This window comes from Methylocystis rosea SV97 (assembly GCF_000372845.1).
Lineage (GTDB): Bacteria > Pseudomonadota > Alphaproteobacteria > Rhizobiales > Beijerinckiaceae > Methylocystis > Methylocystis rosea.
The window spans coordinates 2517268-2539743 of sequence record NZ_KB889963.1 but is presented as its reverse complement, the minus strand read 5'-3'; the positions used below and the strand labels follow the sequence as shown (position 1 = coordinate 2539743).

Sequence of the window (22476 nt, the reverse complement as noted above, 5' to 3'; positions counted from 1 at the left end):
ACTCTACGACGCACGTCCCAAATGCGAAAGTTCAGGGGACCTGTCGCACCGCGCCTTTGGCCGCGCTCGTCGTCATTGAGGCGTAGGCGCGCAGCGCCGTGGTGATTTTGCGAGGCCGTGGCTTGGCCGGAGCGAAGCCTTTCGCGGATTGTTCGGCGCGCCGCGTCGCCAGTTCGTTTTCGCTAACGGCGAGCGTAATGCTTCGCGCCGGAATGTCGATTTCTATTCTGTCGCCGTCCCGGACCAACGCGATCGCGCCGCCCTCGGCCGCTTCGGGAGAGACATGGCCGATCGAAAGCCCGGCCGTGCCGCCGGAAAATCTTCCGTCCGTCACCAGCGCGCAGACCTTGCCGAGTCCCTTCGATTTCAGATAGCTCGTCGGATAGAGCATTTCCTGCATGCCGGGTCCACCGCGCGGGCCTTCGTAGCGGATGACGACCACCTCGCCAGCCTTTACGTCGCCCGTCAGAATGCCCGACACCGCCGCGTCCTGACTCTCATAGACCTTGGCGGGGCCGGCGAATTTCAGAATCGAATCGTCAACGCCGGCCGTTTTCACGATGCAGCCGTCGATGGCGAGATTGCCCGTGAGCACGGCGAGGCCGCCATCCTTGGAAAAGGCGTGCGCCGCGTCGCGTATCGCGCCTTTTTCGCGGTCGGCGTCGAGCTCCTTATAGCGGCGGTCCTGGCTGAACGCGACTTGCGTCGCCACGCCGCCCGGCGCGGCGCGAAAGAACGTGCGCGCGGTTTCGCTCTGCGTGACGGCGATGTCCCAGCGCGCCACGGCGTCGCTGACCGAAGGACTGTGGACGGTCGGAAGCTCGCCGTGCAGCAGACCGGCGCGCAGCAATTCTCCGAGAATGGCGAAGACGCCGCCGGCGCGATGCACGTCTTCAAGATGAACGTCGGGCGCGGAGGGCGCGACCTTGCACAGCACCGGCACCCGCCGCGACAGGCGGTCGATGTCGGCCATGGTGAAATCGACCTGCGCCTCGTGCGCCGCCGCGAGTAGATGCAACACGGTGTTCGTCGAGCCGCCCATCGCGATGTCGAGCGTGATGGCGTTTTCGAAAGCTTCAAAACTCGCGATCGAACGCGGCAGCACGCTTTCGTCGTCCTGCTCATAGTAGCGGCGCGCGAGATCCACGATGAGATGCCCGGCTTCGACAAACAGCCGCCGGCGATCCGCATGGGTCGCGAGGGTCGAACCATTGCCGGGAAGCGACAGCCCCAGGGCCTCGGTCAGGCAGTTCATACTGTTCGCCGTGAACATGCCGGAGCATGATCCGCAGGTCGGACAGGCGGAGCGCTCGATCGTGGCGACGTCCGCTTCGCTGACCGAGTCGTCCACGCCGGCGACGATCGCATCGACAAGATCGAGCGCGTGCTCCTTGCCGGCGAGCACGACCTTGCCGGCCTCCATCGGGCCGCCGGAAACGAACACCGCCGGAATGTTGAGGCGCAGCGCCGCCATCAGCATGCCGGGCGTGATCTTGTCGCAATTCGAAATGCAGACCAGCGCGTCGGCGCAATGCGCGTTGACCATGAATTCGACGCTGTCGGCGATGAGATCGCGCGAGGGCAGCGAATAGAGCATCCCATCGTGGCCCATAGCGATGCCGTCATCGATCGCGATGGTGTTGAACTCTTTCGCGACGCCGCCGGCCTTTTCGATCTCGGCGGCGACGAGCTGGCCGAGATCCTTCAAATGCACATGGCCGGGAACGAATTGGGTGAAGGAATTGGCGACCGCGATGATCGGTTTGCCGAAGTCCTCCTCCTTCATGCCTGTCGCGCGCCAGAGGCCGCGCGCGCCAGCCATGTTGCGGCCATGGGTCGTGGTGCGTGAATGATAAGGAGGCATTGAACTCTCGCCGTCGCGAAGGCTCGTCATTCGAGCCTTTCCAAAGACGACTATCGCAGCGAACGAACCGCCGCAACTGTGGTTGGAGCAGCCGAAGCCGCGGCTTTCGTGGTGTTTAGCCCTGCGCGTGCGCCGGGCGGGACACGATCAGCGTGGCCGCGAGTTTGGCGTAGATCCTACCTAAAACCCGCGCTGCTTAAGCGGCGCGGCGCTCCGCCGACGGCGCCAATTTGCTGACGCAGTCTCGAATGGCGGTGATTGAAGCGAAGCTTTGTCGCCGGAGCATGGAGACCGGGAACTCGACGTCGAAGGCTTCTTCCAGCGCGAGCATGGTGCGGATCGCGGCAAAGGGCGTCAGCCCTGCGCTGTAGAGATCGTCCGAATCCGACAAATGTTCCACAGGGGTATGCAGACGGCCGTGCTCTTGCAGCAAACGGCGTATCGTATCAATCATTGATCCAACTCCAGGAGCTCCGCCGTTGAGGCGGGCTGCAGCGTTGTTGTCGCGATAAGCGCGAGGGTTTCCTAACAACCTTAACTAGCGCGCAAAGGATTCGGGCGCCTCGCCTGAACGCAGGATGAATTCGCCGCGCGTGCGTCGAGTCGTGGCTTACAAATGGTTAATCTAATTCTCCGCTGCGCGCGGCGCTGTGGCCGTTTCTATTGATCTGCGCTATGTTAGCAGCAATGCGAACGCCGCTGCTTCTTCCGCTGACGATCGTGGTCTTTCTTGGAGCCCTGCCGGCCGGAATCGCGCTGGCTCAGGCATCGGAGACGCCTTCGATCGAATCATTGGGCGAGGAGGAGGGCGATTTCCTCTTCATCCCAGGGATCGGAAGGATTCCGCTGCCGCCTGGGACCCGCGCGCTCGGCCCGGGACAGGGCGGACGCGATGTTGATCCCGAGCGGCGCGCGCCGGCCGCCGCAGCGCCACCCCCACCCAAGGACCCCGCCCAGCAGCGCGCCGAAGAGATGGCGCGGCTTTATCTTCGCCTGGAGCAGGCCGAAGACGAGCGGGAGGCGAAAGGCGTTTCGGCGGCGATCCTGAGCCGCTGGGCGCATTCCGAGTCGGACACGATCAATCTGCTTGCGGCGCGCGCCCTCGCGGCGGATGCGGCCGGCGCGCCGCCTCTCGCCCTGAAGCTTCTCGACTATGTGGTCGCCCTCTCGCCGCAATGGACGGAGGGCTATGTTCAGCGCGCCAAGGTGCGGGCGGAGCAGGGGGACGACAGCGGCGCGATCGCCGACCTCGAGACCGCGGCGACGCTTGAGCCGAAGCGTTTTGACGCGCTCGCCGCTCTTGGCGCGCTCAAGGAGAAGACTGGCGACAAGAAAGGGGCGCTCGCGGCCTATCGAAAGTCGCTCGCCATCTCGCCCCAGCAGGAGTCGCTTCAAAAGATCGAGGAGCGCCTGCATATTGAAGTCGAGGGGCGCGACATCTGAACTTGCGGGGAATGCGATGACGACGACCGACAGGCAGGCCGCGAGCGCGGTTGCGCCCGAAGCGCTGGAGCAGCTCTTTACGGGCGCGCGGACGCACAATGGCTGGCTTCCCATAGAAGTGCCGGACAGCCTGCTTGAGCTCGCCGTGGACTACGCGAAATGGGGGCCGACAAGCGCCAATTGCTCGCCGATGCGCATCATTTTCGTGCGCTCGCCGCAGGCGAAGGCCCGGCTCGCCCCGGCGATGTCGGACGCCAATCGTCCGAAAACCATGGCCGCGCCCGCCACTGCAATCGTCGGCTATGATCTCGATTTCGCGGAGACTCTCCCGCACCTTTATCCGGCGACGGACGCGCGTTCCTGGTTCGTCGGCAATCAGACGTTGATCGAGGAAACGGCCTTTCGCAACGGCTCGTTGCAGGGCGCCTATCTTCTTCTCGCGCTGCGCGCGGTGGGTCTCGATTGCGGACCGATGAGCGGTTTCGACAGGGCGAAGGTCGACGCGGAATTCTTCCAAGGAACGCGGATAAAGTCCAATTTTCTGATCAACATCGGATACGGTGATCACGCAAAGCTCTATCCTCGCGGCCCGCGGCTCGCTTGTGAGGAGATCGCCAGTATTCTTTAGGAGGCCAATTTATGACTCTACGAATCATTCCCCAGCGCTTCGCCCCGCACGCCCAAGGGCTGCTGCGCATCGCCGCCGCTTTGCTATTCATGCAGCACGGCGCCGCCAAGCTTTTCGGCGTTCCACATGTCGCGATGTTCGACGACCTGAAGCTGTTCTCGCTCTTGGGCGCGGCTGGAGTCTTAGAGCTTTTCGGCGGCCTGCTGCTGCTGCTCGGCCTCTTCACCCGGCCGGTCGCCTTCATTCTTTCGGGCCAGATGGCGGTCGCTTATTTCTTTTTCCACGCCGGCCAGGATTTGTGGCCGCTCATCAACAAGGGAGAGCTCGCCGCGCTCTACTGCTTCGTATTTCTGTTCTTTGCAGCAGCCGGACCCGGCGCTTTCGCGATCGACCGAGAGTGACTTCGCCCTCCTCAAGCGAATCCCGGCGGCGACGCCCTTTCTATTGACATTGGGGACGGGGGACATATTCCCTTGCGGTATGTCCCAGACGGCCCTCACCGCCAAGCGTCGGTCCCAAGCCTTGGCGCTGCCTAATCTGCTGACCTATGGTCGCATGGCCGCCGTCCCCGTGGTGGCGGGGTTGCTCCTTGGCTTTACGGAGCACTGGGCGCGCTGGGGCGCGCTCGGCATTTTTATCGCCGCCGGGGTGACGGACTTTCTCGACGGCTATTTCGCCAGGATCTGGCAGCAACAGTCGCCGCTCGGGCGGATGCTGGACCCCATCGCGGACAAATTGCTCGTCGCGACGACCCTGATGGCGCTTGTCGCCGATCGAACGGTCGCTGGCTGGACGATCTGGGCGGCGATCATCATCCTGTGCCGCGAAATCCTCGTGTCCGGCCTGCGGGAACATCTGGCCGAGCTCAAGGTGCGCTTGCCCGTCTCCGCGATCGCCAAGTGGAAAACAGCGGCGCAGCTCGTGGCGCTCGGCTTTCTGATCGCCGGACCGGCCGGCGAAGTCGTTCTCCCCGGCACGGTCAAGATCGGCGCGGCGCTCTTGTGGGCCGCGGCGATTCTAACGCTGTACACCGGTTTCGACTACCTCCAGTCGGCGTGGAACCACTTTGGAGAAGACGAGGCGGCATGAAGGCGCTGTATTTCGCTTGGGTGCGCGAGCGCATCGGTCTGGCGGAAGAGGAGATCGCGCCGCCGCGTGAAGTTGTCACGGTCCGTGAGCTGATCGACTGGCTGTCGGCGCGGGACGAGGGATATGCGGCCGCTTTCGCCAACCCGGCGACGATTCGCGCGGCGCTCGACAAGACGCATGCGGCGCCTGACACGCCAATCGGCGCAGCAAGAGAGATCGCCTTCTTCCCGCCGATGACGGGCGGCTGAGATGGCGCCGCGGCCGACTCCGGCGGTGCGCGTGCAAGCGGAGGATTTCGACCTCGGGCGGGAACAGGCGCTGCTGACGCGGGGGCGGCGTGACATCGGCGCGCTCGTCAGCTTCGTGGGCCTCTGCAGGGACGAGGACGGCGCGCTCGAGGCTTTGGAGCTCGAACATTATCCCGGAATGGCCGAGGCCGAGATCCGTCGCGTCGCCGATGAAGCGCTCGAACGATGGCCCTTGCAGGCCTTGACCGTCATTCACCGCTTCGGCCGCATCCAACCGGGCGAACAGATCGTTCTAGTGCTCGCGGCGGCGCGCCACCGCGCGGACGCTTTCGCCGCCGCGGCGTTTTTGATGGATTTTCTTAAAACCCGCGCGCCCTTTTGGAAAAAGGAACGGCGCGCGGATGGCGCGCCCGGCGACTGGGTCAGCGCGAAATCCGAGGACGATGCGGCTGCGGACCGTTGGCGCTAGATCAGCTGCTGCGGCGCGATCAGATGCACGACCCACCCGTGGAGCGCGACGGTCGCGACGACCAGAAACAGCGTCGCGAGCGTGAAAACGTCGAGGTTTTCCCGCGGCACGCGCATCATCGTCGGCAGTCCGACGGAAAAAACATAGATTCCATAGAAGCCGAGCACGTCCAGCCATCGCAGGCCCGGAATCAGGCCAAACAGCGAGGCGAGCCAGACCGGCGTGTACGAATAGGCGGTCAGCATCAGAGCGCGGCGGTCGTCGGTCTTCCCGTCGAAATGCGGCGCAATGGCCGATATGACGAAGGCGACGATAAAAAACGCCGGCAGGCTCAACAGATACTGAACGAAGGCGCGATAAAGCCCGCCCGTGAACGTCGGGTGCATGATTCCCTGCGGGCCGTGGGAAAAGCCGAAAAGCCATGAGCTGAAGAAGCTCGCGAAGGGCGGAAGAAGCGCCAATATCGCAATATAATTGCGATAGAGATCGAGGACGGACGTCCCCTCTTCGGAGATTTTTGCCCATTCGCTCTGCGGCGCGAGGATTAAGCCCTTGATCCGCGATAGCAACTGCATTCCGGCCTCCATTGATTTGCCGCAAGCGCTAATTACCGAGGCGGTCATGGAGCCGGGCTTGCGGGCGCCGGGTCCTCCATGCGAGGGAGAGTGCGGCCAGCTGCGGCCGGTTTGATGATCGACGGTGAAATCTAACGCGACGGGCCGCATGAGAAAACTGCTGGAATATTTTTGGCCGCTCGTCGGCCTTGTCGCGGTCGTCGCCTCTTTTTTCCTTCTCTATCACGAATTCAAAGGAGAATCGGTCGGCGCAGAGGTTTGGGCCAATCTTCAGGCCATTCCGACGAGCCGCTATCTGTTCGCTGGCCTGTCGACGCTTGTCGCCTATGCGGCGCTCGCCTGGTACGATCGCATCGCGCTCCTGCACCTGGGCGTCAAACACATCAATTGGGTGTTTATCTCGGTTTGTTCGTTTACAACCTACGCCCTGTCGCACAACATCGGCGCAAGCGTTTTCTCGGGCGCCATGGTGCGCTATCGCGCCTATTCCACCAAGGGACTGACGGCGACGCAGGTCGCCACGCTGGTGGTGTTGTGCTCCTACACGTTCGGCTTCGGCAATGTGCTGCTCGCTGGCCTTTTGCTGACCTATGACCCCGCGATCATGCAAAGACTGTCGGGCTTCCTGCCGGACATCATTACAAACCCGAACACCGCGCTCGTCGTCGGTCTGTCGTGCCTGGCCTTCGTCGTTATCTACATTCTCGGATCGCTCATGCATTTTCGCGCGATCCGGCTGTTCGGGCGGTTCGAAATTCTCTATCCGCGCCCCGGCATCATGCTGCGCCAGCTCTTCGCGGCTCCCTTGGAGTTGATCGGCGCCGCCGGCATCATCTATTTCGCGCTGCCGGAGCAGGGCAATCCTGGCTTTCTCGTCGTGCTCGGCGCGTTTCTCTTGTCCTTTTCAGCGGCTTTGGTGTCCCATGCGCCGGGCGGGCTGGGCGTCTTCGAGCTGCTGTTTATCAATGTCATGCCGGATGTGCCGCGGCTGAAGGTCCTCGCTGCGCTGCTCGTCTGGCGCCTCTTCTACCTCATCGTCCCGCTGCTGATCGCGCTCGTCGTCGTCGCGCTTTTCGAACGCAAGAAACTCGTCGAGCGCTGGCGCCGGATAGAGGAACAGCCTCAAAAATAAAACGCCGGCCATCGCGGACCGGCGTTTCGAACGTCTCGGCGTCTGTCGCCGCGTTCACATACGATATTGCTGAAGGCGCGTGGTCCGCAGTCCGGCGAGGCCGTGCTGGTCAATCGACATCTGCCAGCTCAGGAATTCGTCCACCGTCAGCGTGTAGCGACTGCAGGCTTCGTCGAGCGAGAGCAGGCCACCGCGCACCGCCGCCACCACTTCCGCCTTACGCCGTATCACCCAGCGTTTGGTCGAAGCGGGGGGTAAATCCGCAATAGTCAGCGGACTGCCATCGGGACCGATGACATATTTGACACGGGGACGGTGCGTCTCGGTCATCTCACTCACTCGCTACTCAAACAGCCACGTTGTAGCGTCTTTATAAAGGCGCCGCTTTAAGAATTGCCTAAACGGATAGCCTCTATAAGCAATGGAAAATAAACTAAATTTTAGGAATATGCGGCGTTCAGAGACTTGGCGCGCCGCCCGCTCACCCGCCAATACCAGAGCCGCTTACGCTTTTGCCTGGGTTTGCTTGCATCGAGCGTCTTGCGCCTGCTCGGCAAGGTTAGCGTCTCGAGCATCGACCGTATTGATTTGTCGAAGCGCTAAAAACGCGTCGTTAACTGCGTCAACCATTCTGGCGAAGCCGTGACAAGCGCCGTCTCCAACGTCTTGTCGTAGCCCGACACGATCAACGCGCCAATCAGGACGAGCGACGCGCCGAGCGCTTGCTTCGCCTGTTTTCCAACGGTCAGCAGCCGGTCCCGCCAACGCGCCATCGCTTGCCGCGAGAGGGCTCCAAGCAACATCAGCGGCGCGGCCGCGCCGAGACCAAACGCGGCCATCGTCGCCGCGACGGCGCTCAGGTCTTCGCCGCGCGCCGCGAGCACCGATGCGGCGCCAAGCGTCGGACCCACGCAGGGGCTCCATACCGCGCCGAGCAGCAGACCGACGCCAAACTGACCGAACATTCCGCCGCGAGCCCCCTCTCCAAAGGCCGCGCTCAACCTGTCGCTAATCGGGCCCCCGGCGGCGGCGACGCGCGTCTGCAGCTCAGGCGCAAGCAGGATCACGCCCATTGCGATCAGCAAAGCCGCCGCGACGAGCCGCAGCGAGTCGCCATCGAGGCCGACGGCGAAGCCGATCGTCGCCATGAAAAGGCCGATCGCGACGAAGGACAGGGCGACGCCCAGCGCCAGAAGCGCCGGCGCGTAGCGATGCTCCGCCGCCGCGGCGCCGAGCACCAAGGGCAAAAGCGGGAGGACGCAGGGCGACAAAATCGAGAGCAGGCCGGCGACAAAGGCGACGCCGAAGGCGCCAAGCGCGCTCGCGTCCATCGATTTACAGAGCCTTCGAGAGAAGCGCTGAAATTTCGCCCGGATCGGTCACCCCGACAGAGCGCCCAACTTCCTTATCGCCTTTGAAGACGATGATTGTGCTTTGCCGGTTGGCCTTCAGCGTGCGGAGAGCGCTCTTTTGGCCGTCGAAATCGACGCGGAACATGGCGACGTCGGCATATTTCGGCTCGGCTTCGACGCGCTGCATCGCCGGCTCCTGCGCGCGGCAGGTCGGACACCACGGCGCGTAGACATGCACGATGATCGATTTGCCGGCCGTTTGCGCGGCGGCGAAGGCCTGCGGCGTAAAACTCTGTTCGGCGGCGCCGGCGGGCGCGGCCGAATAAAGGATCGCGGAAGCGAAAAGAAAGGCGGACACGGCGAGTCGGCGACGCGAGATCATGTGCTTCCCTCGAAAGGCTGCCCCTTGCGCGAGCGGCGCTCAGGATTATGAACGAACATAATGGCGCCCCTCATTGAAACCAAACCGGACAGCGCATGAACGACTGCATCGGCGTCATCCTCGCCGGCGGGTTGGCGCGGCGCATGGGCGGGGGCGACAAGCCGCTCGTCGAGATCGCCGGCCGGCCGATCCTTCAGCATGTGATCGACCGCCTGAAGCCGCAGTGCGGCCTTCTCGCGATCAACGCCAACGGCGACCCCGTACGCTTTTCCGCTTTCGGACTGCCCGTCATCTGCGACAGCGTTGAAGGTTTCGCGGGGCCGCTCGCCGGCATTCTCGCCGGCATGGACTTTGGCGCCGCGAAAGGCGCGGCGCATGTGCTAAGCGCGCCGGGCGACACCCCGTTCCTGCCCGCCGATCTCCGCTCGCGACTTCAATCCGCTCGGGTGAGTGCAGGCGCGACGATCGCCGTCGCCGCGTCGAATGGGCGAACCCATCACGCCGTGGCGCTGTGGCCGGTCGCGCTGCGCGAGGATTTGCGGCGCGCGCTCGTTGCGGAAGACGAGCGCCGAGTGTCGGCCTTCATCGGGCGTTATGCGAATACGGTCGTCGATTGGCCGATCGAGCCCTACGACCCTTTCTTCAACGTCAACCGACCGGAAGATCTGGCGCGCGCCGATGCGATAGCCAAGGAGGAGTCGCGCAGCTAAATTGACGCGCAGCCAAGGCTGAAGAGACCGGCGCAGGATGGGACATGAGCGAGCAGACGAAAAAGGGATTGACGAGCAAGGTGAAGGAGGAAGCCAGGGCCTTTTATCCGGTGTTCCTCTACGTGTGGTTCCTGCTCGCCGTGCTCGGCGTGCACAAATCGGTTGTCCTGTCGCAGGCGCATATCGTGCAGCATCAGGGCTTCGCCGCCGCCAAGGCGCTTGCTTTCGCGAAGGTGCTGTTTGTCGCCAACAAGTTTGGCATCTGGCGCGTCTTCGACAAAAAGCCGCTGATCGTGCCCATCCTGGCCAAGTCGCTGCTGTTCGGCCTGCTGCTCATCGGCATGGACGTCATCGAACAGGCGCTGCTGGAGCATTTTTGGCCGGCCCATGCGGACCATGACCCCGTGGACCTCCACAATCTGCGCACGCTCCTGTCGGTCGGATTGGTCACCTTCGCCGCGCTGATCCCGTTCTTTGGCTTCCGCGAATTCGCCAAGCTGGTCGGGGAGGCGGAGCTGCGAAAGGTGCTCTTCGTGCGTCGCGAGAATTTCGTACCGCAGCGCGAAGCCGAGCCTGCGGCGTCGCCCGCGCCCGCGGAACCCCTAGAGAGCTAAACAAAGCCTGGGTCCATCGCGACGGCGCCTTCGAGCCAGGGCGGCGTCGGCAGGTTTTGGCTGCGCAGGAAGTCGGCGTTGAAGAGCTTCGAAGCGTATCTTGCGCCGCCGTCGCACAGCACGGTCACGATCGTATTGCCGGGCCCCATATCGCGCGCCAGCCTGATGGCGCCGGCGATGTTGATTCCCGAAGAGCCGCCCAGCAACAGGCCCTCCTGCTCGGCGAGATCGAAAACGATGCGCAGCGCCTCGTCATCGGGGATGCGGTAGGCGACGTCGACCGGCGCCCCCTCGAGATTGGCGGTGATCCGGCCCTGGCCGATCCCTTCCGTGATGGATGAGCCCTCACCCTTCAACTCGCCGGTCGTGTAATAGGAATAAAGCGCCGCCCCGAAAGGATCGGCCAGCCCGATCTTCACGTCCGGATTTCTCTCCTTGAGCGCCATGCCGACGCCGGCGAGCGTGCCGCCGGTGCCGCAGGCGCAAATGAAAGCGTCCACCGCGCCCTCCAGCGCTTCGTAAATCTCGGGTCCGGTGGTGGTGAGATGCGCGACGCGGTTGGCGACATTGTCGAATTGGTTGGCCCAGACGGCGCCGTTCGGCTCTTCCCTGGCGAGGCGCTCGGCAAGACGCCCGGAAACCTTCACATAATTATTGGGGTTGGCGTAGGGAACCGCAGGCACTTCGACGAGCTGCGCGCCTTGCAGGCGCAACATGTCCTTCTTTTCCTGGCTCTGAGTCTCGGGAATCACGATCACCGTGCGAAAGCCGAGCGCGTTCGCGACGAGCGCCAGTCCGATGCCCGTATTGCCGGCGGTGCCTTCGACGATGACCCCGCCCGGCTTCAACAATCCTTTCGCGCGGGCGTCTTCGACGATGGACAGGGCCGCGCGGTCTTTCACGGAACCGCCCGGGTTCATGAATTCGGCCTTGCCGAGAATGCGGCAGCCCGTCGCCTTAGAGGCGCCGCGCAATTCAATGAGCGGCGTGCGCCCGATGGCTTCGATGACGCTGGAGGCGACGACAGTCATTGATGATTCCTGGCGAGTGGCGGATCGTTCCTAGCCGACCGGCGGCTCCCGCTCAAAGGCGAAAATCGCGCCATGCCGCGCCTGCGCGCCCGGCGCCAGAATTCGCATCGAGGGCTTTTCATAGAGGTCGCCGTAAAAGTCGTCCGGATCGCCATGGCCTGTCCATGGCTCTATGCACAGATAAGGGGCAGGCGGCAGCATCCAAAATCCGACATGGGGGAAATCGTCGAGCGTGACCGAAAGACGCGCGCCTTCGCCATTGTCGAAGACGAGGCTGTGGCTCGCAAGATTGAGAAAGCACAGCGCATCGCTCGCGAACATTCCTGGTTCGAGCGGCAGTCGCCGGCCGACAAGCGGCGTTTCGCGGATGGGTTTCGAGAAAAGCCCGCCCGGTCCGATGATGGGAACTTCGGCGCGCTCAGCCCTCTCGAATATGATCGCATGCGACGAAGAAGAGCCGGCGAGCGGCCAGCGAAAGGCGGGATGCAGTCCGCAAGCGTAGGGAAGGGGCCGCGAGTCGGCGTTGGTCACGATGAGAGCATTTTCGAGCGCGCCGGCGCGCAGCTGGAATTCCACTTCAAACCGGAAGGCGAAGGGATACAGCGCGCGGGTCTCGGCGTCGTCGACGAGCGCGAGGCGCAGATAGTCGTCACGCCGCTCGGCGACGTCGAAGCGCTTTTTCCAGGCGAAGCCATGGAGCGCCAGCGGATAGGTCTCGCCGTCGATGCGCACGCGGCCGTCGCGCGTCCAGCCGACGACAGGAAACAGCACGGGCGCGGTCTGGTCCCAGACCTTAGGATCCTTCGCCCAGATCATGTCGACTCCCCGCGCGCGCCAGCTCGAAAGCTCCGCGCCGAAAGCCAGGATCTCCGCGCCGTCGCCAGAGGAATGGGTGAGCTGAATCGCGTCGGTCATGGGTCAATTCCATTGTCGGACACAAGTCCAAGCGAAGCTTCGAATTCAGCGCGTTCCTCCAGTGCGGCGCTTGAGCGGCGGCGCCCGCCGCAATAAGGTCGCGCCGCCACGCCGCAGCACCCGCCACGCATGTTCGCGCAGCGCATCGCCAATGAGAAGGCCTTATGAACAGTAGTCTCGTCTCGGACATCGGCGCCGGAGCTTTCAGAACCGAGCTGACGCTCTTTTTCTCGACGTTCACGACGCTGCTCGCGGTCATCAATCCTTTTGAGGTGCTCCCAGTCTTCCTTCTGCTCCTGCGCGAGAAAAGCAACCAGGAGCGCGGTCGCGTGGCCTTCATGTCCTGTCTCTATGCGCTGCTGCTGATCCTCTTCTTCTTGTTCTTTGGCGCGGTGATCTTAAAAATCTTCGGCGTCTCGCTCAGCATGGTGCGCATCGCTGGCGGGATCGTGCTGATGAAGATCGGCTTTGAGCTTTTTTTACCCTCGTCGGACGGCGACGGAACGCCGGCGTTCGCCAGATCGACGGGCAATATCGCCTTCATGCCGCTTGCGATGCCGCTCATGATCGGCCCTGGCCCGATCGCCACCGTGCTCGGGATGATGGCCACCGTTGAGCACTCGTCCCATGAGGCGCTGGCGTTCGGAGTCATTCTCGTCGCGATCTTTCTCGCTGTGGGCGTCACTTACGCCTGCCTCGCCTTCGCGACGCGGTTGACCACAACGCTCGGGCCGCTGGGCATTGACGCGGCGACCAGGATCGTCGGCTTTTTCGTCTCGGCGATGGGCGTGTCGCTGATCTTCAACGGCGTCATGGACGCGCTGCGATCACAAGGTTTTGGCGGCATGCATTAGCCTTGGTCCCCGGTCGGGCTAAAGGCTGCGCAAGGTTTCGCCGAGCCTCAGATAGATCTCCCGATGCGCGTCGCGCAGTCCGGGCACCCATGGTTTGAGCTGCGCGCCGACGACAGCGTCGAAATGGTCGAACCGCTGGCCGATGGCCTTGTCGAGATATTCGTAATACCAGCGCCCCGGCTTAAGTCTTTGGCGTTTAAAGACGCCTTCGCCTCCCACCGGCTCTTCCCGCGCCGTGAAGGGATATCTTTGCGAGATGACGCTCACTGCGCCGTCGTTGGGCCGCCACTGCGGCAGCGAAAGGTCGCCGCCGCCCCAACCCACGATCGGCGCCTTGGCGAAGTTGGCCTCAAGTGCCTGATAGAGCGCCGGCTGCCAGAGAATGGGATGGATCGTCGGGTCGGGCCGCCAGGTCCTGCTGAAAAAGCCCGAAGCCCGAACATGCGTGGCGTTGGTCACCAGCGACAGATAATAGGTGCCCGGATGTGATCTGAACCGCGCGTTGGCGTTGCGGCAGCCCTGCAGCGTCATGTCGAAGGCGAGATTGTCCTCGCCCGCGACGAAGGCGCCGGCGTCCAGACGCGCCATCGCCGATTTCGCATCGGCTTCGCCGTTGGTCCATTGGTCGAGATGGAGATCGAAGGGCTTGCGCATGGCGCTCGGCACGCCGGCGGCCATTCCAAGAAAGTTGAACGACTCCGCGATAAGCCGGCTTGGTTTGCGGTTAAGCCGGCCATTTACCCGGTCGCATCCAAAGCCATAGGGAAGCAACGAGCCGTTGATGGCGCCGGCGACGCTGACCACACCTTCGACCCAGCCAGCGTTTGTCCCTTGCCCCCAGAAATCGCTGGCGAGCAGCGCCTGCAATTGCATGGCGGTCTGGGCGCCTGCGCCATGGCCGATAAGGATCACCGGGTTTTCCGCCGACCATTCCGGCGCAAAAGGGTCAGCGTATTCCCGCGAATAGCGGGCGTGGCGCGCCTCGCTGCTGTGCTGCGCGCCGTAATCGACCCTTCCGCCGGCAATCTGAGCGAAAAGCTCGCAGGCGCGATCATGGAACGAGCTGACCGGTCCCACCTTCGCTTCATGGACCGCGAAAGGTTCGCCGATCTGATCGAGCGCATCGCCCCAATAAGGAAGTCCGAATTCCTGAGGACCCCAGCCGAAGAAATCATGCACGAAAATAATATGAGTGGATTTAAGCGCCATCGCCGATCCGAATTCAATTGAAAATCAATAAGCTTTGGCGCTCAGGCGAGCGCGTCATATTCGTAGATCGCGCTGACGTCGAGCGTCTCGCGCGGCGTCGCGCTGCGGCCGAGCGGCGAGCTGATCGGATCGTCGATGCGATGACCTTTGAGATCCGCGCCAGCCGTCATGTCGGGAACGTAGACGCGCCCATTTCGGGACATCCAACTCTCCCAAAGGCGATCGATGTTGCAATGATTGAGAAAAAAAACCGGATCGTTGGGCGAGGAGCCAAGCAACATCTCTCCGCCAATCCAGACGTGGACGAGATTGTGCAGCCAGGTCGCGGAAACGCCGTCGTCGTTCATCCACCCTTCGATCCGATTACGGAAGCTGTTCGTGTCAGCGTCCCAGTCGGGCGAATCATAGGGCGACAGCGCCAGCGCATTCGTCACATGCGCCGTTCTCGGCAGCGCATCCGTGCTGACGCCGAAGGCGCGTCGGAGGCCGCGGTTCACCGAACGCAACTCTCCGGAGATATTCGTGGAGATGCGCACTCTGAACGCGGACGGATCGCTCGCGTGAAACGCGAAAGGGCCGGTAGCGACCGGATTTCCCTCGCCGCCCATGCAGTCCGCCCCCCAGATGGCGGCCGAGCTCTGCTCCTGCGGCGGCAGGTCGCCGTCTTCCGCCCAATCCCAGTAGGGCAGACCGAAATTCGCGTCGTTCAGAACCCGCTGGAGGTTCTGCTCGAAGACCATCAGCATCACGCGATGCCATGGCGCGAAAATTGGTCCGCGGTGCGCCGCGTTCCGCTGCGCGGGATTTCCTGGCGGCGTCTCGATCATCATTGCGGTGACATGCCAGACCACGAAAAGATCGTAGGTGCTCACTGAACGCGCCGCGCCGGGAATGCCGAATTCATCGGTCGTTCGGCCGGACGCCTCTTTTTTCAATAGTTTGACGCCCTCAATATATTGATCGCGAACCCCTGAATTCGTTGAAATATTGCTTCGGACGACGGCCATCGTCTCTCTCCTGAAAATCAATGTTCGCCTGAAAAATCAATGCTCGTGTTTTGAGCCTTTCTTCGCTGCGGGCTTGCTTTTGCGAGCAGGAGCGGGCCGGCGCTTGTGGCTTGCTGGAGGGCGGCTCTTGCTCGGCGCCGGCTTTCGCTCGAACTCCTCCGGAAAGCCGTCGATCAGCGCCCGCACCATGTCGACCGCCGACGCGGTCTGGTAGTTCGGCAATGAATGACAATGAACCTGGCCGGACGCGTCGACGCCGAGCGGCGCGCGAATCTTCTTTCCATCGACCAAAATCTGGTAAGTCGTGACGATTTCTATCTCATGGTCGCGGTAGCTGTCCTTGCGCACGGACTGTGCGCCGCCCGCGCCATGACCCGCATGCGCTGGCGCTTTATCGCGCGCGCGCGTGAGATAGTCGCCGAGTTTGCGAGGGGCGGCGCCCGTCTCGAGCTTCTTTGACTCCATAAGCTCTCCGCTCAATTTCTTTTATGCAGTCTGCTGCAAGGCGCTGGCTAAATGCACGAAAAATCTAAAGACTTCAGTCGAACGTTCGCCTCATCAAAACGGATTGGATCGAAGATTTTCCACCGAGAATATGACGTCGCCAATGGACAGAGATGTCAAGTGAATTCCCAGCGGGTCAAAAATTGATCGGCTGTTGCGCCACTCGGGCATTCCCGCCGTCATGGTCATCGAGCAGCTTGCGTCGCTCGCCGCCTACGCTTAGCGAATCTTTTGAGGCATCAATGTCCGATTCGATGGTTCCCGCCTTTCTTGGGGTCGAGCGCTCCGTGCTCGGTCGACGTTGGCGCGGGCGGCTGGACGCCAGAGGCGAGGCGCAGGCGCTTGCGCTGACCCAGGCGCATGGCATCGACGATTTTCTTGCGCGGGTGATCGCCGGGCGCGGCGTCACGGTCGCCGACGCCGCCGGCTATCTCGATCCCAAGCTCCGCGATCTTCTCCCCGACCCCTCGTCGCTGCGCGACATGGACGCCGCGACGCACCGGCTCGCAGACGCGATTGAAAAGTCCGAGCAGATCGCCGTTTTTGGCGACTATGACGTCGACGGCGCCTGTTCCTCGGCGCTGCTTATCGACTTTTGGCGCGCAGCCCGCGCGCCGGAGCCCTTGCTCCATATTCCCGACCGGATCATCGAGGGCTATGGGCCGAATGTTGAGGCGATCCGCGATCTCGCCGCGCGGGGCGCGACTCTGCTGGTCACCGTCGATTGCGGGACCTCGAGTCACGACGCTTTCGCCGCCGCAAACGCGCTAGGCGTCGATGTGATCGTCCTCGACCATCATCAGGCGCCGGAAATCCTGCCGGACGCGCTGGTCGTCAATCCCAACCGACTCGATGATCTTTCGGGGCAGGGGGCGCTCTGCGCGGCCGGGGTCGTTTTTCTTGTCCTCATCGGATTGTCGAGGACGCTGCGCGCGCGCGGCTGGTGGAGCGATGATCGACCGGAGCCGGACCTTCTCGCCGCGCTCGATCTCGTCGCGCTGGCGACAGTCGCCGACGTCTCCCCGCTGGCGCGGCTCAACAGGGCGCTCGTCGCCAAGGGTCTGATGGTGATGGCGGCGCGATCCCGTCCGGGGCTTGCCGCGCTGATGGACGCCGCCCGTTTGGATGGCCCGCCGCGCGCCTATCATCTTGGTTTCGCGCTAGGGCCGCGGATTAACGCCGGCGGGCGGATCGGCGACGCTGGCCTCGGCACAAGGCTTCTCACCCTCGCCGACGGCGTGGAAGCGCGTGGCATCGCCCTCGAGCTGGACCGGCTGAATGGCGAACGACAGGTCGTCGAAAGGATGATTCTGGAGCAGGCGGTGGCCGAGGCGGAAGCGCAAATCGCGGGATCCAATCGACTGTCGTGTCTCGTCGTGCATGGACAGGATTGGCATCCGGGCGTTGTCGGACTGATCGCATCACGCTTAAAGGAACGCTTTAATACTCCAGCATTTGTAATTGCTTTCAATGGAGAATATGGAACAGGTTCAGGTAGGAGTTTAAGTGGCGTCGACCTTGGAGCCGCCGTGCGGCGCGCGGTCGAAATGGGCCTGGCGGTCAAGGGGGGCGGGCATCCGATGGCCGCCGGCGTGACTTTGGCCCGGGGCAAGATCGACGAGTTTCGCGCCTTTCTCGATGAGGCGCTGGAGGCGTCCGTCGAAGCCGCGCGTCTCGACGATGCGCTGGTTGTCGATGCGGCAGTCGCCGGACGAGGAGTCTGTCTTGAACTGCTGCGACGGGTGGAGCGAGCCGGTCCATTCGGGCAGGGCAACCCCGAGCCCTTGTTTGCTCTCCCTGAGCAGCAGGTCACATTCGCCCAGACGGTTGGGGCCGATCATGTGCGCGCCCGCTTGCGTTCGCGCGACGGCGCGACGGTCGACGCCATCGCCTTTCGCGCCGTGCAGTCGCCGCTCGGCGAGGCGCTTTTGAGAGGAGACGGCGCACAGCTTCACGTCGCGGCGAAACTGTCACGCAATGTCTTTCGCGGCATCGAGCGCGTCGAGACGCGAATCGTCGACCTGGCGCGCGTTCAATGAAGCCGAGCAGACTGTGGCGCCCAGGCCACATCTGTTTTCAATCTCGATGAGCACACGCTTTTGGAGGGCATGTGTCGCATTTTGGTCTCATTCGCGACGCCTGCTGACGCCAGCGTAACTGCGTTTAACGACAACTTCACACATCAACGAGACACTCCGCAGGTTGTACCGCGCGGCGGCTCAGGTCGCGTCGAAAATGAAGGAAGCGCCGCCGCTTGTGGGGCGGGCTTCAGTGCAGTCGGCGGCGGATCGAAGTTGGTGGCAAGGACCGTCTGGATGCGATTTGTCGTCTTTAAAAACGCTGCTCATGCGCCGCGTCCGCTCGTTCGCTCCTCAATCATCCTTTCCAAACTGCTGCCTCTCGTCTGTCTCGGCGCACTCGCCGGATGCTCTTCGACCACGGGATCGCATAGAAGCGCCGGCCTCGGCGGATTTGGACAGATCGACCCGCGTTACGGGGTGCGTCCCAGCCCGCGGGTCATCGCCGATGGCGAAGAAGTGCCGAAGGGCGGCGGCGCCTATATGGTCGGCAAGCCCTATAAGATCGCCGGCCGAACCTATTACCCGAGCGAGAGGCCCTATTCCTCGGTCGGAACCGCTTCCTGGTATGGTTCGGATTTCCACGGACGTCGCACCGCCAACGGCGAAATATTCGACAGGGCGTCGATTTCCGCCGCCCACCCGACAATGCCGCTCCCCAGCTATGCGCGCGTCACCAATTTGCGCAATGACCGTTCCATGGTCGTGCGCGTCAATGACCGTGGCCCCTATCACGGCGGACGCGTCATGGACGTTTCGCAGCGCGTTGCGCATGCGCTTGATTTTCATGGCGTCGGCACAGCGCGCGTCAAGGTCGAATGGATCGGCCGAGCCGATCTTGCCGGCGACGACGACGAAAAACTGCTTGCGACCCTGCGCGACGATGGCCAACCCGCGCAGATCGACGCCCCGGTGATGACGGCGGCGAATGAGGATCCGGCGCCTGCGGCGCGCTATGATGAAAGGGCAGAAGTCGCCGAACTCGCGGCGCGCGTCTCCAATGAGAATGGGCAGGCGTCAGATGATCAGATGCGAGCCTATGCCAGGCAGGAGAGCGACGCGCCCCTGCCTCCCTCACGACTGCAAGCCAGCATAGACGAGGAACCCGTCGCTTCGACCCAGAAGGTTAGGAAAGCTGCGGCGCCGCTGCCGCCAGTGCGGCCCGCGCATCTTGGCGGCGCCCGTCAAGCTTCCGCTCACAACGCCGTCCGACAGGCGCTGAACTCCTCGGTTCGGACGAACTGAGCGGCCTCACGCCGCGATTGCAATTTTCGGCGTCGCGCGCCATCTTCTCCCGGCTTGCCGCGCTGCGGCGTAAATACGGGAGCGCGTCTTGCCGAAATTTCCCGGGCTTCACTTTATTCTGACGCTTTTCGCATTGTGTGCGCTTGGGGCAGCGCCGTCGCGCGCCCAGAATTTTCAAACAAGCGTCCCGCACGCCATCCTGATCGACGCTGGCACGAACACCGTTCTGTTCGAGAAAGGCGCGGACGACTACGCCAAGCCCGCGTCGACCGTCAAAATTCTGACGGCGGAGCTGATCTTTCAGGCTTTGGCGGAAGGAAAACTGAAGCTCGACGATGAATTCACCGTTTCCGAGCACGCCTGGCGCACAGGCGGGGCGCCGGCTGGCGGGTCGGCGATGTTCCTCGCCCTCAACAGCCGCGTTCGGGTCGAGGATCTCATCCGGGGCTTGGTGATCCAGTCGGGCAACGACGCGGCGATTACGCTCGCCGAAGGCCTCGCGGGCGCAGAAGAATCCTTCGTGACGCGGATGAACAAGCGCGCCGCCGAGCTTGGCCTTGTCAAATCGCGCTTCGGCAATCCCTGGGGCATGGACGGTCCTGACCAAAAGGTGACGGCGCGCGAAATGTCGAAGCTCGCGGCGCATATCATCAAGACCTACCCTGAGTATTACCGCTATTTTGGCGAGAAGGAGTACACCTGGAACAAGATTCGCCAACAGAACCGCAATCCGCTGCTAACGATGAGCATCGGCGCCGACGGATTGAAGACCGGCAATATCGATAAGGACAGCGGCTACGGCTTGGTGGGTTCCGCCACGCAGGACGGCCGACGCCTGATCGTCGCCGTTTACGGCGCGAAGAGCGCGAAGGAGCGGGCCGAAGAAGCGCGCAAATTGCTGCAATGGGGATTCCGCAACTTCGAAGAGAAGGAGCTGTTCAAGGCCGGCGAGCCGGTTGGGCCGGCGCAGGTCTATGGCGGCACGCAGGGCTCCGTGGAGCTGGTCGCCAAGGAAGACGTCAAAGTGCTCCTGCCGCGCGGCGCCAATGAGAGGCTGATGGGCAAGATCGTTTACGAAGGCCCGGTGCTGGCGCCGGTCGAGGCGGGCGCACCGGTTGGACGCCTCGAAGTGAAACGCGGAAACTCCGTCGTGCTCGAACAGCCGCTGCAAACTGCGGAAGCGGTCGAGCAGGGATCGCTGCCGCGGCGCGCCTTCGACGCTATTTACGAATCCGCCGCCGCGGCGATTCACCAGAAACTCTCCGGCAAGAAATGACCTTCCAGGCGACGCCCGAAAAAGGCCGCTTCATAACCTTCGAAGGCGGCGAGGGCGTCGGCAAGTCGACGCAGCTTGCGCGGCTCGCCGAGCATTTGCGCGATTGCGGTTTTGAGGTGGTGACGACGCGCGAGCCCGGCGGCACGCCAAAGGCCGAGAACCTGCGCGCGTTCCTGCTGTCAGGCCGCGCCGCGTCGCTTGGTCCGCTCGCCGAGGCCGCGCTGTTCTCGGCGGCGCGCGCCGATCATGTTGAAACCTTGATCGCGCCGGCCCTGAAGCGCGGCGCATGGGTGCTGTGCGACCGCTTCGCCGATTCAACCCGCGCCTATCAGGGCGCGCGCGGCGGCGTCGACGCCAAGACTCTGGCGCTGCTCGAAAGAGCGGCGGTCGGCGATACGCGGCCGGATCTGACGATCATGCTCGACCTGCCGGCGCAAGAAGGCCTCACGCGGGCGGCGTCGCGGCGGCATGGCGAAGAGGTCGATCGTTTCGAAAGCGAAGCGCCGGCCTTTCACGAGGAGCTGCGGCAGGCCTTCCTCGACATCGCCGAGAGCGAGCCGGAACGCTGCTGCGTGATTGACGCCGGCATGTCCATCGACGACGTCGCGCGAGCGGTGCAGCGTGTCGTTCACGACCGCTTCCTGGCGCACGCCGCACAAGCCGCGCAATGAGCCGCGAAGAGGGGAATCCGGAAAGCGATCGCTACGACGACGCCCCGCATCCGCGGGAGACCCTGGCGCTTTTCGGTCATGCCGAGGCGGAGCATGAATTTCTCGACGCCTACCGCCGCAACAAGATGGCGCAGGCGTGGATCATCGGCGGGCCGGAAGGCGTCGGCAAGGCGACGCTCGCCTGGCGCCTGGCGCGGTTTCTCCTGGCGCATCCCGAACCCGCCGCAGCGGCGGTTCAGTCCGCGGAGAGCCTCGCGGTGCCTGCGGACCATCCGGCGGCGCGTCGGATCGTCTCAATGGCGCTTGCCGATATTTTTCTGCTGCGCCGCGCCTGGAACGACAAGACCAAAAAGCACTTCACCGAAATTCGCATCGAGGACGTGCGGAAGGTTATTCAGGCCTTCCATCAGGCGTCAGGAACCGGCGGCTGGCGGATCGCCATCGTCGACTGCGCCGACGACCTCAATCGCGCCAGCGCCAACGCCCTCTTAAAGCTCATTGAGGAGCCCCCGCAACGCTCGCTGTTTCTGCTGATCGCACATCAGCCCGGCCGCATGCTGCCGACAATCCGTTCGCGCTGTCGCAAGTTGATGCTCGGCGCGCTATCGCCGGAAGACACGATCGCCGCCGTGAAAAATCTTGGGTCCCCTTGGTCCAACGCGCCTGAATCCGACCTGCTCGTCGCCGCGGCCCGCGCCGAAGGCTCGGTGCGGGAGGCGCTGCGGCTGCTGGGCGATGACGGCGTCGCCTTCGACGCCGCCGTGCGCCGGCTTTTCGACAGGTTGCCGCAGGTCGATTGGCTCGGCGCGCATATGCTGGCCGACAAGCTTACCTGCCGCGACAATGAAGCGGCCTACGAGACCTTCATGCGCGCGACGCAGCGCCATCTCGACTCCCGCGTCCGCGCGCTCGCGCAGTCCGGCGCCGCGCCTACGAGACTCGCCCGCTACGCGAGCGCCTGGGACGCCATTCGCGACGCCGCCAGGGAAACCGAGGTGTTCAATTTCGACAAGCGCGCGCTGGTGCTGGGGATCTTCGATCGGCTTGCTCAAGCCGAAGCCGGCTAGATCACGCTGCATTTGGGCGGCATCGCCCACATGCAGATAACGTGATCATTCCCAAAGTTTAGAGCGCGCTCTAGGCGAAAAAACCGGTTCCCGCTTTTTCGCAGCGCGCTCTC

26 protein-coding genes are annotated in these 22476 nt (G+C 63.4%); 15 read left to right on the top strand and 11 right to left on the bottom strand.

Translation table 11 applies throughout. The features are described from left to right. Positions 1-31: 31 nt before the first annotated feature. A complete protein-coding gene (gene ilvD / locus A3OO_RS0113330) occupies positions 32-1864 on the bottom strand; it encodes a dihydroxy-acid dehydratase (protein WP_026222966.1) in 1833 nt (610 codons plus the stop codon). 196 nt (positions 1865-2060) lie between these two features. Continuing rightward, complete coding sequence (locus A3OO_RS0113325; RefSeq protein ID WP_018408335.1) at positions 2061-2318, bottom strand: acyl carrier protein; 258 nt, start codon at positions 2316-2318, stop codon at positions 2061-2063. Between the two features lie 221 nt (positions 2319-2539). Between A3OO_RS0113325 and A3OO_RS0113320 the strand changes: the two genes are divergently transcribed. From A3OO_RS0113320 to A3OO_RS0113295, 6 genes are all read left to right on the top strand, one after another. Beyond that, positions 2540-3307 carry a hypothetical protein gene (locus A3OO_RS0113320; protein WP_198008809.1) on the top strand — a complete coding sequence of 256 codons (768 nt, stop codon included), beginning with the start codon at positions 2540-2542 and terminating at the stop codon, positions 3305-3307. Between the two features lie 16 nt (positions 3308-3323). Beyond that, on the top strand, positions 3324-3935 hold the full coding sequence (locus tag A3OO_RS0113315) for a malonic semialdehyde reductase (protein ID WP_018408333.1): 612 nt from the start codon (positions 3324-3326) through the stop codon (positions 3933-3935). An 11-nt stretch (positions 3936-3946) separates the two neighbouring features. Further along, a complete protein-coding gene (locus A3OO_RS0113310; protein WP_018408332.1) occupies positions 3947-4336 on the top strand; it encodes a DoxX family protein in 390 nt (129 codons plus the stop codon). Positions 4337-4415: 79 nt separating this feature from the next. Beyond that, positions 4416-5024, top strand: a complete 609-nt coding sequence (gene pgsA / locus A3OO_RS0113305; protein WP_026222964.1) for a CDP-diacylglycerol--glycerol-3-phosphate 3-phosphatidyltransferase — start codon at positions 4416-4418, stop codon at positions 5022-5024. Next, positions 5021-5272 carry a molybdopterin converting factor subunit 1 gene (gene moaD / locus A3OO_RS0113300; protein ID WP_018408330.1) on the top strand — a complete coding sequence of 84 codons (252 nt, stop codon included), beginning with the start codon at positions 5021-5023 and terminating at the stop codon, positions 5270-5272. Before pgsA ends, moaD begins: the two co-directional genes overlap by 4 nt. Position 5273: 1 nt before the next feature. Next, positions 5274-5741: a molybdenum cofactor biosynthesis protein MoaE gene (locus A3OO_RS0113295; protein WP_018408329.1), complete on the top strand. Its 468-nt coding sequence runs from the start codon at positions 5274-5276 to the stop codon at positions 5739-5741. Here the strand turns inward: A3OO_RS0113295 and A3OO_RS0113290 are convergent. Further along, entirely contained in the window at positions 5738-6316 is a 579-nt protein-coding gene (locus A3OO_RS0113290) for a Yip1 family protein (protein ID WP_245257155.1), read from the bottom strand. The genes A3OO_RS0113295 and A3OO_RS0113290 overlap by 4 nt on opposite strands. Positions 6317-6464: 148 nt before the next feature. Here A3OO_RS0113290 and A3OO_RS21690 point away from each other — a divergent pair, with 148 nt between their 5' ends. Beyond that, positions 6465-7448, top strand: coding sequence for a putative bifunctional lysylphosphatidylglycerol flippase/synthetase (locus A3OO_RS21690; RefSeq protein WP_018408327.1), 984 nt, complete (start codon positions 6465-6467; stop codon positions 7446-7448). A 54-nt stretch (positions 7449-7502) separates the two neighbouring features. Here A3OO_RS21690 and sciP read toward each other — a convergent pair whose 3' ends face one another. The 3 genes from sciP to A3OO_RS0113270 form a co-directional block, all read right to left on the bottom strand. Continuing rightward, positions 7503-7778: a CtrA inhibitor SciP gene (gene sciP / locus A3OO_RS0113280; protein WP_014889772.1), complete on the bottom strand. Its 276-nt coding sequence runs from the start codon at positions 7776-7778 to the stop codon at positions 7503-7505. A gap of 269 nt (positions 7779-8047) precedes the next feature. Next, positions 8048-8779, bottom strand: coding sequence for a cytochrome c biogenesis CcdA family protein (locus A3OO_RS0113275; RefSeq protein WP_018408326.1), 732 nt, complete (start codon positions 8777-8779; stop codon positions 8048-8050). A 4-nt stretch (positions 8780-8783) separates the two neighbouring features. Then, complete coding sequence (locus tag A3OO_RS0113270; RefSeq protein WP_018408325.1) at positions 8784-9182, bottom strand: thioredoxin family protein; 399 nt, start codon at positions 9180-9182, stop codon at positions 8784-8786. A 95-nt stretch (positions 9183-9277) separates the two neighbouring features. On the opposite strand from A3OO_RS0113270, the gene mobA reads away from it, so the two are divergent. Together mobA and A3OO_RS0113260 are read left to right on the top strand one after the other, a co-directional pair. Continuing rightward, positions 9278-9892 (top strand): molybdenum cofactor guanylyltransferase MobA, encoded by a 615-nt coding sequence (mobA, locus tag A3OO_RS0113265; protein WP_018408324.1) that lies wholly within the window; start codon positions 9278-9280, stop codon positions 9890-9892. Between the two features lie 44 nt (positions 9893-9936). Continuing rightward, positions 9937-10506, top strand: coding sequence for a hypothetical protein (locus tag A3OO_RS0113260; protein ID WP_018408323.1), 570 nt, complete (start codon positions 9937-9939; stop codon positions 10504-10506). Here A3OO_RS0113260 and A3OO_RS0113255 read toward each other — a convergent pair. Next, positions 10503-11537, bottom strand: coding sequence for a cysteine synthase A (locus A3OO_RS0113255; RefSeq protein ID WP_018408322.1), 1035 nt, complete (start codon positions 11535-11537; stop codon positions 10503-10505). The genes A3OO_RS0113260 and A3OO_RS0113255 overlap by 4 nt on opposite strands. 30 nt (positions 11538-11567) lie before the next feature. Continuing rightward, positions 11568-12452, bottom strand: coding sequence for an aldose epimerase family protein (locus tag A3OO_RS0113250; protein ID WP_018408321.1), 885 nt, complete (start codon positions 12450-12452; stop codon positions 11568-11570). Positions 12453-12616: 164 nt separating this feature from the next. Here A3OO_RS0113250 and A3OO_RS0113245 point away from each other — a divergent pair, with 164 nt between their 5' ends. Continuing rightward, entirely contained in the window at positions 12617-13306 is a 690-nt protein-coding gene (locus tag A3OO_RS0113245; RefSeq protein ID WP_018408320.1) for a MarC family protein, read from the top strand. Positions 13307-13324: 18 nt separating this feature from the next. Here the strand turns inward: A3OO_RS0113245 and A3OO_RS0113240 are convergent, their stop codons facing one another. Genes A3OO_RS0113240 through A3OO_RS0113230 form a run of 3 tightly spaced genes read right to left on the bottom strand, consistent with a single transcriptional unit; the run spans position 13325 to position 15987 of the window. Further along, positions 13325-14515, bottom strand: a complete 1191-nt coding sequence (locus A3OO_RS0113240) for a lipase-like domain-containing protein (protein ID WP_018408319.1) — start codon at positions 14513-14515, stop codon at positions 13325-13327. A gap of 41 nt (positions 14516-14556) precedes the next feature. After that, positions 14557-15522: a tyrosinase family protein gene (locus A3OO_RS0113235; protein WP_018408318.1), complete on the bottom strand. Its 966-nt coding sequence runs from the start codon at positions 15520-15522 to the stop codon at positions 14557-14559. A 36-nt stretch (positions 15523-15558) separates the two neighbouring features. Beyond that, the gene (locus A3OO_RS0113230) at positions 15559-15987 is read right to left on the bottom strand and encodes a hypothetical protein (RefSeq protein WP_018408317.1); all 429 of its coding nucleotides are present in this window, start codon (positions 15985-15987) and stop codon (positions 15559-15561) included. A 281-nt stretch (positions 15988-16268) separates the two neighbouring features. Here A3OO_RS0113230 and recJ point away from each other — a divergent pair, with 281 nt between their 5' ends. From recJ to A3OO_RS0113205, 5 genes are all read left to right on the top strand, one after another. After that, on the top strand, positions 16269-18065 hold the full coding sequence (gene recJ, locus A3OO_RS0113225) for a single-stranded-DNA-specific exonuclease RecJ (RefSeq protein ID WP_018408316.1): 1797 nt from the start codon (positions 16269-16271) through the stop codon (positions 18063-18065). A 276-nt stretch (positions 18066-18341) separates the two neighbouring features. Continuing rightward, positions 18342-19349 carry a septal ring lytic transglycosylase RlpA family protein gene (locus A3OO_RS0113220; RefSeq protein ID WP_018408315.1) on the top strand — a complete coding sequence of 336 codons (1008 nt, stop codon included), beginning with the start codon at positions 18342-18344 and terminating at the stop codon, positions 19347-19349. Between the two features lie 88 nt (positions 19350-19437). After that, positions 19438-20625 (top strand): D-alanyl-D-alanine carboxypeptidase family protein, encoded by a 1188-nt coding sequence (locus A3OO_RS0113215; RefSeq protein WP_018408314.1) that lies wholly within the window; start codon positions 19438-19440, stop codon positions 20623-20625. After that, positions 20622-21296: a dTMP kinase gene (tmk, locus tag A3OO_RS0113210; protein WP_018408313.1), complete on the top strand. Its 675-nt coding sequence runs from the start codon at positions 20622-20624 to the stop codon at positions 21294-21296. The genes A3OO_RS0113215 and tmk overlap by 4 nt, the downstream gene beginning before the upstream one ends. Further along, positions 21293-22363: a DNA polymerase III subunit delta' gene (locus tag A3OO_RS0113205; RefSeq protein WP_018408312.1), complete on the top strand. Its 1071-nt coding sequence runs from the start codon at positions 21293-21295 to the stop codon at positions 22361-22363. Before tmk ends, A3OO_RS0113205 begins: the two co-directional genes overlap by 4 nt. Positions 22364-22476: the final 113 nt, after the last annotated feature.

Coding starts and splice junctions, on each gene's coding strand:
- A3OO_RS0113230 (WP_018408317.1), bottom strand. CDS start 15,987: ATGGAGTCAAAGAAGCTCGAGACGGGCGCCGCCCCTCGCAAACTCGGC.
- A3OO_RS0113205 (WP_018408312.1), top strand. CDS start 21,293: ATGAGCCGCGAAGAGGGGAATCCGGAAAGCGATCGCTACGACGACGCC.
- A3OO_RS0113245 (WP_018408320.1), top strand. CDS start 12,617: ATGAACAGTAGTCTCGTCTCGGACATCGGCGCCGGAGCTTTCAGAACC.
- A3OO_RS0113325 (WP_018408335.1), bottom strand. CDS start 2,318: ATGATTGATACGATACGCCGTTTGCTGCAAGAGCACGGCCGTCTGCAT.
- ilvD (WP_026222966.1), bottom strand. CDS start 1,864: ATGCCTCCTTATCATTCACGCACCACGACCCATGGCCGCAACATGGCT.
- A3OO_RS0113290 (WP_245257155.1), bottom strand. CDS start 6,316: ATGCAGTTGCTATCGCGGATCAAGGGCTTAATCCTCGCGCCGCAGAGC.
- A3OO_RS0113220 (WP_018408315.1), top strand. CDS start 18,342: ATGCGATTTGTCGTCTTTAAAAACGCTGCTCATGCGCCGCGTCCGCTC.
- A3OO_RS0113235 (WP_018408318.1), bottom strand. CDS start 15,522: ATGGCCGTCGTCCGAAGCAATATTTCAACGAATTCAGGGGTTCGCGAT.
- recJ (WP_018408316.1), top strand. CDS start 16,269: ATGTCCGATTCGATGGTTCCCGCCTTTCTTGGGGTCGAGCGCTCCGTG.
- A3OO_RS0113240 (WP_018408319.1), bottom strand. CDS start 14,515: ATGGCGCTTAAATCCACTCATATTATTTTCGTGCATGATTTCTTCGGC.
- A3OO_RS0113275 (WP_018408326.1), bottom strand. CDS start 8,779: ATGGACGCGAGCGCGCTTGGCGCCTTCGGCGTCGCCTTTGTCGCCGGC.
- A3OO_RS0113310 (WP_018408332.1), top strand. CDS start 3,947: ATGACTCTACGAATCATTCCCCAGCGCTTCGCCCCGCACGCCCAAGGG.
- moaD (WP_018408330.1), top strand. CDS start 5,021: ATGAAGGCGCTGTATTTCGCTTGGGTGCGCGAGCGCATCGGTCTGGCG.
- A3OO_RS0113255 (WP_018408322.1), bottom strand. CDS start 11,537: ATGACTGTCGTCGCCTCCAGCGTCATCGAAGCCATCGGGCGCACGCCG.
- A3OO_RS0113315 (WP_018408333.1), top strand. CDS start 3,324: ATGACGACGACCGACAGGCAGGCCGCGAGCGCGGTTGCGCCCGAAGCG.
- A3OO_RS0113320 (WP_198008809.1), top strand. CDS start 2,540: ATGTTAGCAGCAATGCGAACGCCGCTGCTTCTTCCGCTGACGATCGTG.
- A3OO_RS21690 (WP_018408327.1), top strand. CDS start 6,465: ATGAGAAAACTGCTGGAATATTTTTGGCCGCTCGTCGGCCTTGTCGCG.
- sciP (WP_014889772.1), bottom strand. CDS start 7,778: ATGACCGAGACGCACCGTCCCCGTGTCAAATATGTCATCGGTCCCGAT.
- pgsA (WP_026222964.1), top strand. CDS start 4,416: ATGTCCCAGACGGCCCTCACCGCCAAGCGTCGGTCCCAAGCCTTGGCG.
- A3OO_RS0113260 (WP_018408323.1), top strand. CDS start 9,937: ATGAGCGAGCAGACGAAAAAGGGATTGACGAGCAAGGTGAAGGAGGAA.
- mobA (WP_018408324.1), top strand. CDS start 9,278: ATGAACGACTGCATCGGCGTCATCCTCGCCGGCGGGTTGGCGCGGCGC.
- tmk (WP_018408313.1), top strand. CDS start 20,622: ATGACCTTCCAGGCGACGCCCGAAAAAGGCCGCTTCATAACCTTCGAA.
- A3OO_RS0113295 (WP_018408329.1), top strand. CDS start 5,274: ATGGCGCCGCGGCCGACTCCGGCGGTGCGCGTGCAAGCGGAGGATTTC.
- A3OO_RS0113270 (WP_018408325.1), bottom strand. CDS start 9,182: ATGATCTCGCGTCGCCGACTCGCCGTGTCCGCCTTTCTTTTCGCTTCC.
- A3OO_RS0113250 (WP_018408321.1), bottom strand. CDS start 12,452: ATGACCGACGCGATTCAGCTCACCCATTCCTCTGGCGACGGCGCGGAG.